Source organism: Pacificoceanicola onchidii (genome assembly GCF_004804335.1).
Classification (GTDB): Bacteria; Pseudomonadota; Alphaproteobacteria; order Rhodobacterales; family Rhodobacteraceae; genus Pacificoceanicola; species Pacificoceanicola onchidii.
In genome coordinates this window covers 171,087-185,045 of record NZ_SRXY01000004.1, presented here as the reverse complement: position 1 = coordinate 185,045, position 13,959 = coordinate 171,087, and the positions used below count along the sequence as shown (strand labels likewise).

Sequence of the window (13,959 nt, the reverse complement as noted above, 5' to 3'; positions counted from 1 at the left end):
CACCCGGACAGGTGCCCATCATGTTTTTTAGCTTTCTTTGCCTTTGGCCAAGGTGATGCGCAAAGCATCCCACAGCGACGGCAACAGGATCAGCGACACCGGCACGGCGGTGACGACGATAAAGCTTTGCAGCTTGGACACACCGCCCGAGCCAACCGAGATCAGGATGACGGCCATTACACCCATTGCGATACCCCAGAAAACGCGCACGCCGGTTGACGGGTTGTCGCTGTCGCCCATGGTGGCAGAGATGACGTAGCTCATCGAGTCACCGGTCGTGGCCACGAAGATAGTTGTCAGGATCAGGAACAGGATCGAGATCGCAAAGCCCATCGGCAGGTTGCCGGTTATCGCCAGCAGCGCCGCAGGCAGGTTGAAACCTTCGAACGCGGTCGAGACGGTGCCAGGCTCGGCCAGTTCCATCGCGATGCCGGTACCACCGATGATGGTGAACCAGAAGTTGGTCACGATTGGCGCGATGATCGACAGCATAATGACAATCGAACGGATTGAACGGCCGCGTGAAACCCGAGCGATGAACATCGCCATCAGTGGGCCATACCCCATGAACCAGCCCCAAAAGAACACGGTCCACCAGCCAAGCCAGCCAGGTTCGCCAAAGACACCTGCATCCCCGCGGAACAGCGCCATCTGGAAGAAGTTGCCCAGATAGGTGCCAAAGCCCGAGAGGAACGACCCGAAGATGAAGCCAGTCGGGCCTGCCAGCAGGACAAAGACCAACAGAGCGCCTGCAAGGATCACGTTGATCTTTGACAAGAGCTGAATGCCGCGCGACAAGCCGGTCATCGCCGAGATCGTGTAGATCGCGACAAGGCCGCCGATGACGACAAGCTGAGTGGCAAAAACATCCGGAATGCCGAACAGGTCCGACAGACCATAGCTCACCTGAAGCCCCAGGAACCCGATGGGGCCAACAGTCCCGGCAACCACAGCGATGATCGACGCTGCGTCCGCGATCAGTCCGATAGGACCGTTGATCGCCCTGTCGCCAAACAGTGGGTAAAGCAGCGTTCGCGGTGCCAGCGGCAAACCCTTTTCGTAGTGGTAGTGCATCAACATGACCGTCGACAGCGATCCCAGGATCGCCCATGCCAGAAAGCCCCAATGCATGAAGCTTTGTGCAATGGCCGGGTTCACGGCGGCCTGGGTTCCCCCCTCAGCGCCATAGAGCGGCGGCGAGTAGAGGAAGTGCGCGATTGGCTCACCAGCTGCCCAGAACACACCACCCCCGGCAAGCAGGGTACACATGATCATCGATCCCCATTGGAACAACGAAAACTCAGGTGCCGCCAGGTTGCCCATGATCGCTTTCCCACCGGGCAGAACGCAAAGCACGAGGCCGATCAGGAAGGTCGCCAGAAGCAGGACCTGCCAATATAGACCAAAATAGGTGGCCGCGACATTGAAGCCCCAATCCACAGCCGCCGACAACGCATCAAGATTGATCAGCGCTGCAAGGCAAAACAGAGCTATAAAGCCCCCTGAAATCAAAAACAGCGGTGTGTTCACACTGCTTTTCTGAACGTTTGTTTCCATAGATGCTTCCGACATCTACCCCTCCTTGGAATGGCCCGTCCTGTTCGCTTTGGGCCGTGGATTTCCTCCCCCTGTCCGCATGCGTTATGCTTGCGGAACAAAGTTCTCCTCAAAAAAACGGTACCAATTTACGCCCATGATGGCGGCGGTTTCACTGTCACTCATTCCGACGGCACGCAGGCCGTTTTCGATGTTTCCAAAGTGCCGGTTGTCCTCGAACCAATGCGGCATCGACGGGAAGCCCGGTGCGCTGGCCGAACCTTCGCCATAGTCGATTTCCTTGGTCCAGCGACCAACACGCATCCATTCCACGACGCTGTCGGGCTGGTCCTGGCACAGGTCGGTGCCGATCCCGAGATGTTCGACCCCGTATTTGTCCGCTGTGCGCGCGATCATCTCGCAGAAACTTTCCAGCGTGCAGTCAGACTTGCCTTTCAGGTGGTGCGGATAGATCGAGAACCCGAACATGCCACCGTTTTCAGTCACTGCACGGATCACGTCGTCTTTCTTGTTGCGCAGCGCGGGCGACCATTCATGCGGGTTTGCGTGGGTGATGGCGATTGGGCGGTCCGAATAGTCTGCGGCGTCGATTGTAGATTTGTCGCCAGAATGGCTCATATCCACCACCAGCCCTACTCGGTTCATCTCGCGGACAACCTGCCGCCCCATACGGGTCAGGCCTGCGTCGTAATCCTCGTAACAGCCGGTCGCCAGCAACGACTGATTGTTATAGGTCAGCTGCATGAAACGCGCACCAAGGGTGTGAACGATTTCGACCAACCCGATGTCATCCTCAATTGGCGAAGGGTTCTGGAAGCCGAAGAACACAGCCGTGCGCCCGGTTTCGCGTGCCTTGTCGATGTCGGTGGCCCACTGCGCCTTCATGATCAGGTCAGGGTATTGCTCGAACCAACGGTTCCATTGTTCAAAATTCAGAACCGTTTCGCGAAAGGTCTCGTGATAGGCGATGGTGACGTGGATCGCATCCACGCCCCCTTCGCGCAGTTGGCGAAAGATCTTCTCAGACCAGTTCGCATATTGAAGACCGTCGATCCGCATCAAACGGCCCCGGCGCTGATATAGGCGGTTTTGACTGTGGTGTAGAATTCAGCTGCGGCTTTGCCCTGTTCCCGTGGGCCGTAGGAGCTGTCGCCGCGTCCTCCAAATGGCACGTGATAATCGGTGCCTGCGGTGGGCAGGTTCACAGTGACAACGCCGGTCCGGGCGTTGCGGCGGAAATCGGTGGCACGTGCCAAAGACTGCGTGACGATGCCAGAGGTGAGGCCGAAATTGGTGTCGTTGACCACGCTCAGAGCTTCGTCATAGCTGCCGACACTGATCACGCTGGTCAGGGGCGCGAACATCTCTTCGCGGTTGATCCGCATGTCGTTGGTGGTGTTCAGGAACACACCGGGGCTCATGTAGAAGCCCTCATGGGGCATCTCAAGGCGCTGGCCACCGCAGGCCAGTTCGGCGCCTTCGGATTTGCCCAAGGCCACATAGGCAAGGTTTTCTTCCAATTGCTGCTGGCTGACCACCGGGCCCATCTGGGTCCCCTCGCCGAGCGCGTGGCCCACTTTCATGGCTTTCGTGCCTGCCACCAGTTTTTCGACAAAGGCATCATGCACGGCTTGGTGAACAACGAGCCGGGAGGACGCGGTACATTTCTGACCGGTGCCGCCAAAGGCACCGCCCAGTGCAAGTGAAACAGCCAGATCAATATCGGCGTCATCCATCACCGCCAGCGCGTTTTTGGACCCCATTTCCATCTGCACCTTGGTCAGGTTCTGGATCGCTGCGGCGGCGATGCCCTTGCCGACCGGCACCGAGCCGGTGAAGGAGATGGCGTTGACCTTCGGGCTTTCGACCAGCTGCTGACCAATCTCGCGGCCCGAGCCCATGACAAGGCTGAACAGTCCCTTGGGAATGTCCTGACGCGCAATGATCTCGGTCAGGGCCACGGCAGATGCCGGGGTGATGTTGGCCGGTTTCCAGACAACGGCATTGCCGTAGCACAGCGCTGGAGCGATTTTCCAGGATGCGGTGGCGGTCGGGAAGTTCCACGGCGAGATGATGGCCACCACGCCAACCGCCTCGCGGCGCACGTCGATTTCCACGCCTGGCCGAACAGAATCGGCGTTCTCGCCCAGTTGGCGCAGGCATTCTGCCGCGTAATAGGTAAAGAACTGACCCGCGCGGTAAACCTCGCCCTTGCCTTCAGCCAGCGGCTTGCCCTCTTCGCGGCTCAGCAAAGTGCCCAGCTCCTCGGCCCGCGCCATCAGCTCGTTACCGATCGCCATCAGAGCCGCCTGTTTGCGTTCCATGCCATAGGCGGCCCATTCCGCCTGAGCACGTCGCGCCTGATCCAGCGTCGCCTCTAGCTGGTCCGTCCCGGCCTGTGCGAATAGGCCCACCAGATCGCTCAGATCCGAAGGGTTGCGATTTTCGACGGTCGAAACACCTTCGACCCACTCGCCGGCGATAAAGTTGCGGCCCAATTCCTGCATGAGAATTCCCCTGAATACGTTCTGGTCATAATCGGGGCTACAGGACTGGCTGACTTCAATCACTCAGAAATAATTGAAATTTACTTCAGTCCTTCTGAAGTTTGAGGAAAGCTCCCGTCGCGCATCATCTTGGTGATGGTGGCCTGAAACGCTTTGGCAGGAGGCATCAGAATGTTTTTAGGGGCGGAGACCATGAAAACGCTGCGCCGCGCGGTCACGTCGGTCAGGGGCAGAAAAGCAAGATCGTCCACCAGGCCGGAAACCGCAAGGCGGGGCAGGATAGTGATGCCCACCCCCTCTCGTACCAGCCCCAACAGGGTCGTGGTATTAGGTACCCGCAGGCGCGATGTGGTCAGCAACTGGACGAAACCAGGGTCGGTGATCTGTTCGCAAAGGCCGTTGGCGATCAGATTGACCTTGCCCATCTTGGTCCATGTCAGTTGCGGCCAGTCCCGCGCCAGCAGATCGTCTTTGCGACAGACCACCCCAAAGGCATCACTGAACAGCTCTTGCCGGGCCATGCCTTCAAATTGGGGAAGAGACCCGATCCCGATATCGGCCCGACCCCTGAGAAGTTCCCGGGCAATCGCTTCCGAATCCATGTCCCGAATATCGATCTGGACCTTGGGATGATGCGCCGTGAATTCGTGAATGACCTTCGGCAATATCGCTGTCGCGATCGACGGTGTGACGGCCAATCTGAGATACCCCATTTCCGCGCGTGAAATTCCTTCGATAACCGAAACCGTGTTTTCGAAATGCCCAACCTCGCGCCGGGCTTCTTCGAACACCATTTCTCCCAGCGGGGTCAGCCGGGATTTCCGCGCGGTCTCAAACAAGGGCGCGCCGATGTGAACTTCGAATTGCTTGAGCATCATCGAGACCGCGGAAGGCGTGCGCCCCAAAGCATCGGCGGCGTCGGACAGGCTGCCATGCTGTGCTACAGCCACGAAGTATTTGAGCATTTCCAGCTTGATCGTCAACTTCAGCCCTCCTGAATTACTTTTCACTTTTTTACGTTTGCCTTAAGGCGCCCCTCAAGTCCATGTAGCCGTCATCCGAGGGCGATGTCGCCCCATCAGTCATGCACAAGGAAAGCAACTGAAATGATCGAACGCATTGACACCGGTATACGGTCGTCCAAAATCGTGAAACACAACGGTGTTGCCTATTTGACCGGGCAGGTAGCCGAAGGCGACACCATCCAGGATCAGGTCCGTGCCTGCCTGAAGAACGTGGATGATCTTCTGGAGCGGGCAGGTTCCTCACGTGAAAAGCTGCTGCGCGTTACGATCTGGCTTGCCGATATGAGCGATTTTGACGGCCTGAATGAGGTTTGGAACGCGTGGGTACCCGAAGGACATGCCCCTGCACGGGCCTGTGGAGAGGCAAAACTGGCAAAAGAAAAATACAAGGTCGAATTCATCGTATATGCCGCTTGCGATTAACGCCGCAACTCGGGCCGTGACCGGTTTCACGGGTTTTCTTTTTTAGGCAGGGTAGCCTTGAGGAAGACCGCTCTTCGCCTGGCCGCATTTTTCGAAACCTGACACAGGTGTATGTCGCGGCACATCGTAAAACGTGCTGGATGCCGGCTTACGTCAATTCTGAATGGAGGCTGGGACAGCTTCCAATTGAACGTCGGCTTCCAACCTTTCGGCCGGACTTGTTCGCTCCTGCAGCGAAATCACACTTTCCGCCCTCCTGTGGATGCTGCACGCGCGAAGCAACCTGCAGATCACGTCTGCTTTGGGCTGCGAGCCGACATTAGCCAAGATGTGTCGCAAGGTCTGTTGCCAGCAATCAGTCATCGTCCGTCCGAGCCGACATATTTATTGTCGAGCCATGGGAGGGAACCCGTTCCAAGAGTGACTTCGAGAGAATACAGATATCTTCGCGTCGTTTCGTTTCTGTTGTTATTCCCGGTCCAGTTTCCTTTGCGCGTCGGTAAAGAAGTTTTTTCAAGTGATCTGCCCCCCACACAAAAAATGTCGCTGCTCAGATATACTCAAACGCCCACTCATTGTAGCCTTGCTCACCGCGATACCAGATGACTTGATCCTTGCTGCTTTCCCCGTGGTTCCAGCGTTGTTTTTCACCTTTACCCATGGCGTCACGTACGACTGCCCGGCGTTTTTGGCTCAACAGAATGTCACGGGTGAGCTCTTCTTCGTTCCATTTCTCGGCGACCTCCTGTCGAAAACGGGAGACAACCTCCTGATGCTCAGCGACAGTAGCAAGATTGACGCGCTCGTCCGGGTCGTTGGTGAGGTTAAACAGTAGTTCTCCATCGTGTGACGATGAGATGAATTTGTAGGGGCCACGACGGATCATGAATATTGGCACTGGAGTGGCTTCAGCGAGATACTCTGCATAGACAGCACGTGCCGGTTCAGGATTGCCACAGTCGGTCAAAGTTGCCAGATCGACTCCCTCCAGTGGTTCGCTTTCCTCTTCAACTCCCGCAATTGCGTTGAAGGTCGGCACCAGATCGACGAGTGACGTCAGTTCCTGCACCCTTTGAGGGGCGATGCCGGGGCCAGACATGATCAGGGGGATGCGCAGGGATTTCTCGAAGAAGTGCTTCTTGAACCACATGCCGCGCTCCCCCAGCATCTCACCATGGTCCGAGGTGAACAGGATGATGGTGTTCTTGTCTGCTCCCGTGGCCCGCAGTGCATTCAGAACACGGGCAACCAAAGAGTCGATGAAGCTGATGGATCCGTAATATGCGCGGATGGCCCGTTGAATGTCCTCATCGCTGAACTGGATGCCAAGCATGCCAAAATCCTTCAGTAGGCGCGCAGAGTGTGGATCGTGTTCTTGTTCCGGCAGAGCGCCCACGCTCGGCATGGGAATGTCCTTGCCCTCGTAGAGGTCCCAAAACTCTTTGCGACAGAGATAGGGTTCATGAGGGTGCGTATAGGACACTTGAAGGAAGAAGGGGCGGTCGTCGTCTGAGCGCGCAACGTCGAAGATGTGTTGCACTGCCTTGAACGAAACTTCTTCGTCATAGTCGATTTGCACCGAGCGCTCGCAGATGCCTGCAATGCGCACCGCCCTTGGATCGTTGGTGTCCCGCTTGCCTTCATTGCCCCAGTTTGGAACCCAGGCAAAATCAGCGGGATAGAGATCCGCCGTCAGGCGCTTTTCAAAGCCGTGAAATTGATCCGGACCGATGAAGTGCATTTTGCCCGAAAGCGCAGTCTGATACCCAGCGGCGCGAAGGTAATGGGCATAGGTCGGGATTTCGGCCGAGAATTCCGCCGCATTGTCATAGGCGCCCACCTTGCCTGCGAGCTGCCCTGTGGCCATGGAAAACCGAGATGGGGCGCAAAGCGGGAAGTTGCAGTAGGCATTCTCGAAGACGACGCCGTTATTGGCCAGGGCATCCAAAGTCGGCGCGTGGCAGATATTGTCGCCGTATGACTGCAAGGCTCCGGCAGTAAGCTGATCGACTTGGATGAACAGAATGTTTGGGCGATCCGTCATGGCTTATCCCTTCTTCATCAGGCCACGGACAGCGCCAACGGGGCCGGTCTCGTACCATTTCTTGTGCCCGCGATCGCGCGCGGAGATACCGAAGCTTTGCGAGGTGCGGTCGATGACAATGGCGAGGAAGACAATGCCCAGCCCGCCAACCGTCGCCAGCCCCATGTCGAGACGCCCGATGCCGCGCAGCACCATCTGGCCCAGACCCGTCACCGAGATCATCGAGGAGACGACAACCATCGACAACGCCATCATAATTGTCTGGTTCACACCCGCCATGATCGTGGGCATCGCCAGTGGCAATTCTACCTTGTAGAGCGTTTGGCGGTTCGAGGCGCCAAAGGCCCGCGCGGCTTCGACCATGTCGGCGCGCACCTGTCGGATGCCGAGGTTGGTCAGACGCACCACCGGTGGCAGGGCGTAGATGAAGGTCACAATCACGCCCGAAACGTTGCCGATAGAAAACAGCATCACGATAGGCACGAGATAAACGAAGGATGGAATGGTCTGCATCAAGTCGAGAAGCGGCTGCAGGATCATCCAGAACCGATTGTTCTTGGCTGCAACCACGCCCAGAGGGATCCCGATCAGCGAGCAGAATACCACGCAGGTCAGAACGATGGAGAGCGTGGTCATGCTTTCTTCCCACGCGCCCATCAACCCGATGGCCGTCATGCAGGCCAGCGAGATCAGACCCAGCCTGCGGCCACCTGCTTGCCAGGCAACCAGCACGATGAGCGTCAGGATCAAGAGGTCCGGTGCTTGGGTCAGCCCGTCTTCAAGGCCGGTCAGAACAATGTCAAACGGGACTTTGATCGCCTGAAAGATAAAGCGGAAGTTGGCTACGACCCATTGCAGCAGGCTTTCGACCCACGCGCCGACCGGGACCCATTCGGTGTCGAAAATGTTCCAGAGTTCCATGATCGTCTCCTTATCCGCGCAAGGCCGTCAGGGCGGATTTGATGGTGATCTGCCCCACCGCAGGCCCATCCGGGCTGATCACGGTGACGGGTGATTGATCTTCCATGAAATGTTCGATGATCTCGCCCAGTTCAGCGTTGAGCCCGACCTGTTTTCCGGTGGGCTCGCGCCCGTCGAGCTTGTCCATGATTGTTTCCGCACGGACCAGACCAACGCGGCTGATGCCTTTGACAAATTCAGCGACGTAGTCGTCTTTGGGGTTGGTCACGATCTCTTCAGGCGTGCCGATCTGCACGATCTCGCCATCGTTCATGATGGCAATGTGATCACCCATACGGATCGCCTCGTCGAGATCGTGGGTGATGAACAGCGTGGTCTTGTCCATATGCGCCGAAAGGTCGAGGAACTGGTCCTGTAACTGCCGCCGGATCAGGGGATCAAGCGCCGAGAAGGGTTCATCCATTAACAGGATTTCCGGGTCGGCGGCCAATGCGCGCGCAAGACCCACCCGTTGCTGCATGCCACCCGACAGCTGATCTGGGTAGTGGTCGATCCAACCGCCGAGGTCCATCGCCTCAAGTGCTATTTCGGATGCCTTGCGGCGTTGCTCCAGGTCGACCCCTCGAACTTCAAGACCGAAGCCGACATTGTCGCCCAAGGTGCGATGCGGCCAGAGCGCCATATGCTGGAACACCATGCCGATTGTTTCTGCCCGGAGCTGACGCAGCTGGTTTTCGTTCATTGTGTCAACGCGCTGGCCCGCAACGTGGATCTCGCCCGATGTCGGCTCAATCAGCCGGTTTACATGGCGCACCAGCGTGGATTTGCCCGAGCCCGAGAGGCCCATGATGCAGAAGATCTCGCCCTTTTTGACGCTGAAGCTGGCGTCGCGCACACCGAGAACACAGTCGTACCGGTCGCGCACCTCTTCTTTGCTCAACCCTTCGGACAAAACCGCCTTCATGGCCTCGTCGGCCCTGCGCCCATAAATCTTCCACAGATCACGGCATTCGATTTGCGCTTCACTCATGGCGCTGTTCCCTTCGAAAAAGCGGGCGCGGAGAACACCGCGCCCGGGAGTTGCAGGGAGGTATCAGTTGGCTTTGGCGGCTTCGGCAACCCAGCCATCAAAAGTCGCCTGGTTGGCGGCAACCCAATCTTCAGCGTGGCGGCGGAAGTCGTCCAAAGAGTTTTCCCCGTCGCGCAGTTTGACTTGCGCTGCGTTCACGGCTCCAATCGGAATGTCGACCAGTTCGAAAAACTTCGCCGCGACAGGGTTGTCTTCAAGGAAGTCGTTGTTGGCGACGATGTAGACGTCGTTCACAGCAAAACCCGGGGCGAGATCGCCGCCATCCTGCACACCAATCTGCACCACATCGGTTCCCGGCAACAGCACGTCGCTGATCCAATTCGGGGTCCAAGTGTAATACAGGATTGCGCCGCCTTCGTTATAGCGAGTGATCGTGTCAGCCATGATTGCGAAATAGCTGCCCTGGTCGTGCTGCACCGTGTCGCGTAGCTTCAAGTTGTCGAGATGATCTTCGATAGCAATCTCGCAGCCCCAACCGGGGTTGCAGCCCGACAGGTTCGCACGCCCATCCCCGTCTGCGTCAAACAGGGCGGCCACTGCCGGGTCGCTCAGGTGTTGGATGCTGGTGATACCATTGGCTTCGGCTGTTTTCTTATCCATGAAGAACCCTTGGCCCGCCCCTTTGATCGCCGGATTCACGCGGGTCATAACGCTCTCGCCGCCGGACTTGTCAAAGAACCCGTTATGCAGGGGTTTCCAATGGTTGAACGTGTAGTCCGCGTCCCCCGAGGCAACAGCCAGGTGCACCGCTGGGAAGTCGGCTTCGAGCGTTTCCTCCATTTCATAGCCCAGTGCCTCGAGACCCAATTGCACAACCATGTGTTGGAACCAGGCATTGGCAGGTGAGCCCTTGATCGGCGAAACCGTGACGCCTTTGCCAGGCATATCGTTGGCCATGACGGGAGCGGCCAGTGCTGCAGACAGGGCTGTTGCCAGCGCGAATTTGGTGAAGTGTTTCATGATATTCTCCCATGATTGCGGGTCCAAGTCGGGGCCGCAGCTGATCCTCGCCTTCATGGTTCGTCAGAAAAGACGCGCTGTGAAGTTCCAAAATCCGGTGCAAAGTGTTAATCAGAGTGTTATGGCAAACTTACGCAAAACCCTTACCAAGCTACCACATCTCATTACGTTCGACGCGGCATGCCGACACAACAACTTTACAAGAGCCGCCGAAGATCTGGGGGTCACGCGGGTGTCGGTCAGTCGCCAAATTGCCGAGTTGGAAAAGACGCTTGGCACCAAACTGTTTTATCGGGATCACCGCAAGGTGACGCTGACTCAAGTCGGGCGTGCGCTGGAAGCCGAGGTCTCTCCGGCATTGCACCAGATCGCCGCGGCCTTGCAGAGTGCAGCCGTTCGGGCGGGCGACACGCGCCTGACCGTGACCACGACCTCTGCGTTTGCGACCTATTGGCTGATGCCGCGCCTGGTCGACTTCAGCAACCAACATCCTGAAATCGAGCTGAATCTGGTCGTGTCCGACCGCAAACTCGATCTCGAAGCGGAAGGAATCGATGTAGCAATACGGTATTCCAAAACGCCTCCCTTGTGGGAAAAGGTAACGCCTCTTCTGCGCGAACGGGTTTTCCCCGTCTACAGCCCGAACTACAGGCCGCGCACGGGACTCTCTTCCCCGGAAGACCTGCTCGAGGAAAACCTTTTACACCTATCAGGGATCTACCGCCCCGGCGCGCGCTGGCCCAACTGGTTTCGGCAATGCGATGTCACTCCACCACCTGAATCCAGCGGTGTTGTGTTGAATACTTACATCAATATGCTTCAGGCGGCGATTGCGGGGCAGGGCATTGCCCTCGCTGGCAACCCGTTGGTCGATCCGAACCTGTCAGATGGTTCGTTGATAAAGTTGGTGGGGTTTCCAGAAATCGAGAGGGATTTCTTCTATCTCATAGACGCCACAAAGAGCCGTCAGGATGCGAACACGTTTTGTGATTGGATCCGCGATCAGGCGAGTATCACCTCTCAATTCGGGTGACTACCCCTTCAAGGGAACCATGCGAGGAGATCAGGTTATCGAGGTCAATTTCAGCCCGGAGAATTTGCCATACAACTTTGACCCAGATCTCGGTGACGAAGTTTTCGAAGATGTTTGGAACTTGTACCACCTTTCTGATGGCTTGAAGCTTGGCATTAACGTTTTCGGGCGCATTCATACCACCGTACCCTCTTCCTGGGGTTACTATCGTATGGACCTGGAACCCGTTAATCTCCCGCCAAGTTTCTGTGGCTTTTCAGTGGCATGTTGGATCTTTAACCGCTGTGTGTATTTTGTAACGGCAGGTTCAAAAACCGAATACGCTATGGGCTCGAACTCAAGGGCAACACCGCGAACCTCACATATTGAAGGTGACTGTTGACGCCCAACCCGGCTATTTATCGGTAATATGGGATGCTACGGTGCGGCCTGCTAAAGCAGACTTTCGCCATATGCAAATTGTTCTGCCGTTTGATGGGCATCAAGAATGTCAGTTGTTCGATGCCCAGGGGGGACGTTTCTCCGAAGGAACATTCGCGCGAGTAGCGTTAAGTTTCAATCGGTCGCAATCAATCGCGATTTTATAGGAGGGCTGTTTGGCGGGTAGAACGGCTGATCGCCAGAAATTTCCAACAAAATAAAAGATGTGTGGCGGAGAGGAAGGGATTCGAACCCTCGAGACGGTTTCCCGCCTACACACTTTCCAGGCGTGCGCCTTCGACCACTCGGCCACCTCTCCGTCGACCCCTTTAGCAAAAGCTTCAAGGCAGGTGCAACCCACATTCCGACAGCAATCTCACAAGTTTTCCAAGTCAAGCTCCGATCCGCGAAAAGTGCGGCCCGCGCCATCCCGCTGAGGTGCGTGAAGAGTTCAAACCAGCGCGCAGGGACGCGCGTTCTGCATTCATTTCGAAGGGTGTCGAAATAAAGCTTGCAAAACGCGGACGATTCGATATTTCTAGAATCATGAAAATGAATGATCTGAACCCAACCACCCTCACTCCTGAACAGGCCGCCGCGAAATTCGCGGCGCTTGGCTCTGAGCAACGTCTTCTTGTTCTGCAAACGCTCGTCCGGGCCGGTCCCGACGGTCTGAGCATGGGGGCTTTGGGCGAGCGGTGCGGCATCACCGGGTCCACCCTGACCCATCATCTGAAAATACTCGCCGCCGCGGAGCTTGTGAGCCAGGCGCGGTCTGGCCGGAGCATCATCTGTGCCGGGGCGGCTTATGCGGAGGTAGAGGCGTTGTCCGAATACCTGCTCAAGGAATGCTGCGCCGATGTGACCTGCGCCGATGATAGCGCATCCGAAAAGGAGCCGGAAAATGGCTGAAACCTCATCCCAACCTCCGCGTTCCTGGCCGCGCGTCGAGAAAGCATGGATCGCCAGCCTCGTGATCCTCGCCTTGGTCGCGCTGCTGGATTGGCCACAATTCATGCCGACATTCCAGTTCGCCGTCACTGCGATCTGGAACACGCTGCCGTTCATCGTCTTTGCGGTGCTGGCGGTGGCCTATCTCAAGGCAACGGGCGCAGAGCATCTGCTGGCGCGGGCCTTCGAAGGGCGCGAAACCCGCATGATCCTGTTTGCCGCGCTTCTCGGCGGGCTGTCACCGTTCTGCTCGTGCGAGGTAATTCCCTTTATTGCCGCGCTCTTGGCCGTCGGTGCGCCCTTGAGCGCCGTCATGGCGTTCTGGCTGGCCTCGCCCCTGATGGACCCGGCGATGTTTGCCATCACCGCAGGCACGCTTGGGTTCGAGTTCGCCATTGCCAAAACCTTTGCATCCGTCTTCCTCGGTCTGCTTGGCGGGTTTGGTACGATGCTCTTTGCGTCGACCCCCGTATTCCGTGATCCCTTACGCGAAAAGCCGCAGGTTGGCGGCTGTTGCGGTGTCAAGAAACCGTTCCAAGGTGCGCCTGTCTGGGCCTTCTGGAAAGAGGCGGAGCGGCGCGAAAGCTTTCGTGAAACCGGCCTGACCAACGCGGTCTTCCTGTTGAAATGGCTGACGCTCGCCTATGTGATCGAAGCCGTCATGGTGCATTACATCCCGGCGGAGCTTATCGCGGCGGTTCTTGGTGGCTCCGGTTTCCTGCCGATCCTGCTCGGCGCTCTCGTCGGCGCTCCGGCTTATCTCAATGGCTATGCGGCCGTGCCCCTCGTCGATGCCCTCCTGTCGCAGGGGATGGCGCCCGGTGCCGCCATGAGCTTTGTCCTCGCAGGTGGGGTCAGCAGCATTCCGGCCGCCATCGCGGTCTGGGCCCTGGTCAAACCGCGTATCTTTGCCGCCTATCTTGGCTTTGCCCTGTTGGGCGCTCTGATCGCCGGGAGCGCATGGGGGATCTACGCTTAACCGCCTCCAAAGACGGTAAACTGTTCACAACGCGGGGCTCAGTCTTGGC

General features: G+C 57.5%; 12 protein-coding genes and 1 tRNA gene. 4 read left to right on the top strand and 9 right to left on the bottom strand.

Going from position 1 to position 13,959, the window contains the following annotated elements:
• Positions 1–27 precede the first annotated feature (27 nt).
• The 4 genes from E4662_RS12260 to E4662_RS12245 all read right to left on the bottom strand — a co-directional run bounded on the left by E4662_RS12260 (position 28) and on the right by E4662_RS12245 (position 5,047).
• Positions 28–1,572, bottom strand: coding sequence for a BCCT family transporter (locus E4662_RS12260; protein ID WP_136441866.1), 1,545 nt, complete (start codon positions 1,570–1,572; stop codon positions 28–30).
• Between the two features lie 69 nt (positions 1,573–1,641).
• Positions 1,642–2,616, bottom strand: coding sequence for a membrane dipeptidase (locus tag E4662_RS12255; RefSeq protein ID WP_136441865.1), 975 nt, complete (start codon positions 2,614–2,616; stop codon positions 1,642–1,644).
• Positions 2,616–4,064, bottom strand: a complete 1,449-nt coding sequence (locus E4662_RS12250; protein WP_136441864.1) for an aldehyde dehydrogenase family protein — start codon at positions 4,062–4,064, stop codon at positions 2,616–2,618. The genes E4662_RS12255 and E4662_RS12250 overlap by 1 nt, the downstream gene beginning before the upstream one ends.
• Before the next feature lie 80 nt (positions 4,065–4,144).
• Entirely contained in the window at positions 4,145–5,047 is a 903-nt protein-coding gene (locus E4662_RS12245) for a LysR family transcriptional regulator (RefSeq protein WP_136441863.1), read from the bottom strand.
• Positions 5,048–5,170: 123 nt separating this feature from the next.
• Between E4662_RS12245 and E4662_RS12240 the strand changes: the two genes are divergently transcribed.
• The gene (locus E4662_RS12240; RefSeq protein ID WP_136441862.1) at positions 5,171–5,512 is read left to right on the top strand and encodes a RidA family protein; all 342 of its coding nucleotides are present in this window, start codon (positions 5,171–5,173) and stop codon (positions 5,510–5,512) included.
• Between the two features lie 550 nt (positions 5,513–6,062).
• Here the strand turns inward: E4662_RS12240 and betC are convergent.
• The 4 genes from betC to proX all read right to left on the bottom strand — a co-directional run bounded on the left by betC (position 6,063) and on the right by proX (position 10,527).
• Positions 6,063–7,556: a choline-sulfatase gene (betC, locus tag E4662_RS12235; protein ID WP_136441861.1), complete on the bottom strand. Its 1,494-nt coding sequence runs from the start codon at positions 7,554–7,556 to the stop codon at positions 6,063–6,065.
• Between the two features lie 3 nt (positions 7,557–7,559).
• Positions 7,560–8,477 carry an ABC transporter permease gene (locus E4662_RS12230; protein ID WP_136441860.1) on the bottom strand — a complete coding sequence of 306 codons (918 nt, stop codon included), beginning with the start codon at positions 8,475–8,477 and terminating at the stop codon, positions 7,560–7,562.
• Between the two features lie 10 nt (positions 8,478–8,487).
• The gene (locus tag E4662_RS12225) at positions 8,488–9,507 is read right to left on the bottom strand and encodes a quaternary amine ABC transporter ATP-binding protein (RefSeq protein ID WP_136441859.1); all 1,020 of its coding nucleotides are present in this window, start codon (positions 9,505–9,507) and stop codon (positions 8,488–8,490) included.
• A 63-nt stretch (positions 9,508–9,570) separates the two neighbouring features.
• Positions 9,571–10,527 carry a glycine betaine/L-proline ABC transporter substrate-binding protein ProX gene (gene proX, locus E4662_RS12220; RefSeq protein ID WP_136441858.1) on the bottom strand — a complete coding sequence of 319 codons (957 nt, stop codon included), beginning with the start codon at positions 10,525–10,527 and terminating at the stop codon, positions 9,571–9,573.
• Between proX and E4662_RS12215 the strand changes: the two genes are divergently transcribed.
• Entirely contained in the window at positions 10,526–11,560 is a 1,035-nt protein-coding gene (locus E4662_RS12215) for a LysR substrate-binding domain-containing protein (protein ID WP_206080289.1), read from the top strand. The two genes, proX and E4662_RS12215, sit on opposite strands and share 2 nt — an antisense overlap.
• 649 nt (positions 11,561–12,209) lie before the next feature.
• Here E4662_RS12215 and E4662_RS12210 read toward each other — a convergent pair.
• Positions 12,210–12,299, bottom strand: a tRNA-Ser gene (locus tag E4662_RS12210).
• Between the two features lie 227 nt (positions 12,300–12,526).
• Here E4662_RS12210 and E4662_RS12205 point away from each other — a divergent pair.
• The gene (locus E4662_RS12205) at positions 12,527–12,892 is read left to right on the top strand and encodes an ArsR/SmtB family transcription factor (protein ID WP_136441857.1); all 366 of its coding nucleotides are present in this window, start codon (positions 12,527–12,529) and stop codon (positions 12,890–12,892) included.
• A complete protein-coding gene (locus E4662_RS12200; RefSeq protein ID WP_136441856.1) occupies positions 12,885–13,910 on the top strand; it encodes a permease in 1,026 nt (341 codons plus the stop codon). Before E4662_RS12205 ends, E4662_RS12200 begins: the two co-directional genes overlap by 8 nt.
• Positions 13,911–13,959: the final 49 nt, after the last annotated feature.

Excerpts from the sequence above, each read along its gene's own strand:
- betC (WP_136441861.1), bottom strand. The coding sequence starts at position 7,556 with ATGACGGATCGCCCAAACATTCTGTTCATCCAAGTCGATCAGCTTACT.
- E4662_RS12240 (WP_136441862.1), top strand. The coding sequence starts at position 5,171 with ATGATCGAACGCATTGACACCGGTATACGGTCGTCCAAAATCGTGAAA.
- E4662_RS12260 (WP_136441866.1), bottom strand. The coding sequence starts at position 1,572 with ATGTCGGAAGCATCTATGGAAACAAACGTTCAGAAAAGCAGTGTGAAC.
- E4662_RS12225 (WP_136441859.1), bottom strand. The coding sequence starts at position 9,507 with ATGAGTGAAGCGCAAATCGAATGCCGTGATCTGTGGAAGATTTATGGG.
- proX (WP_136441858.1), bottom strand. The coding sequence starts at position 10,527 with ATGAAACACTTCACCAAATTCGCGCTGGCAACAGCCCTGTCTGCAGCA.
- E4662_RS12250 (WP_136441864.1), bottom strand. The coding sequence starts at position 4,064 with ATGCAGGAATTGGGCCGCAACTTTATCGCCGGCGAGTGGGTCGAAGGT.
- E4662_RS12205 (WP_136441857.1), top strand. The coding sequence starts at position 12,527 with ATGAAAATGAATGATCTGAACCCAACCACCCTCACTCCTGAACAGGCC.
- E4662_RS12230 (WP_136441860.1), bottom strand. The coding sequence starts at position 8,477 with ATGGAACTCTGGAACATTTTCGACACCGAATGGGTCCCGGTCGGCGCG.
- E4662_RS12200 (WP_136441856.1), top strand. The coding sequence starts at position 12,885 with ATGGCTGAAACCTCATCCCAACCTCCGCGTTCCTGGCCGCGCGTCGAG.
- E4662_RS12255 (WP_136441865.1), bottom strand. The coding sequence starts at position 2,616 with ATGCGGATCGACGGTCTTCAATATGCGAACTGGTCTGAGAAGATCTTT.
- E4662_RS12215 (WP_206080289.1), top strand. The coding sequence starts at position 10,526 with ATGATATTCTCCCATGATTGCGGGTCCAAGTCGGGGCCGCAGCTGATC.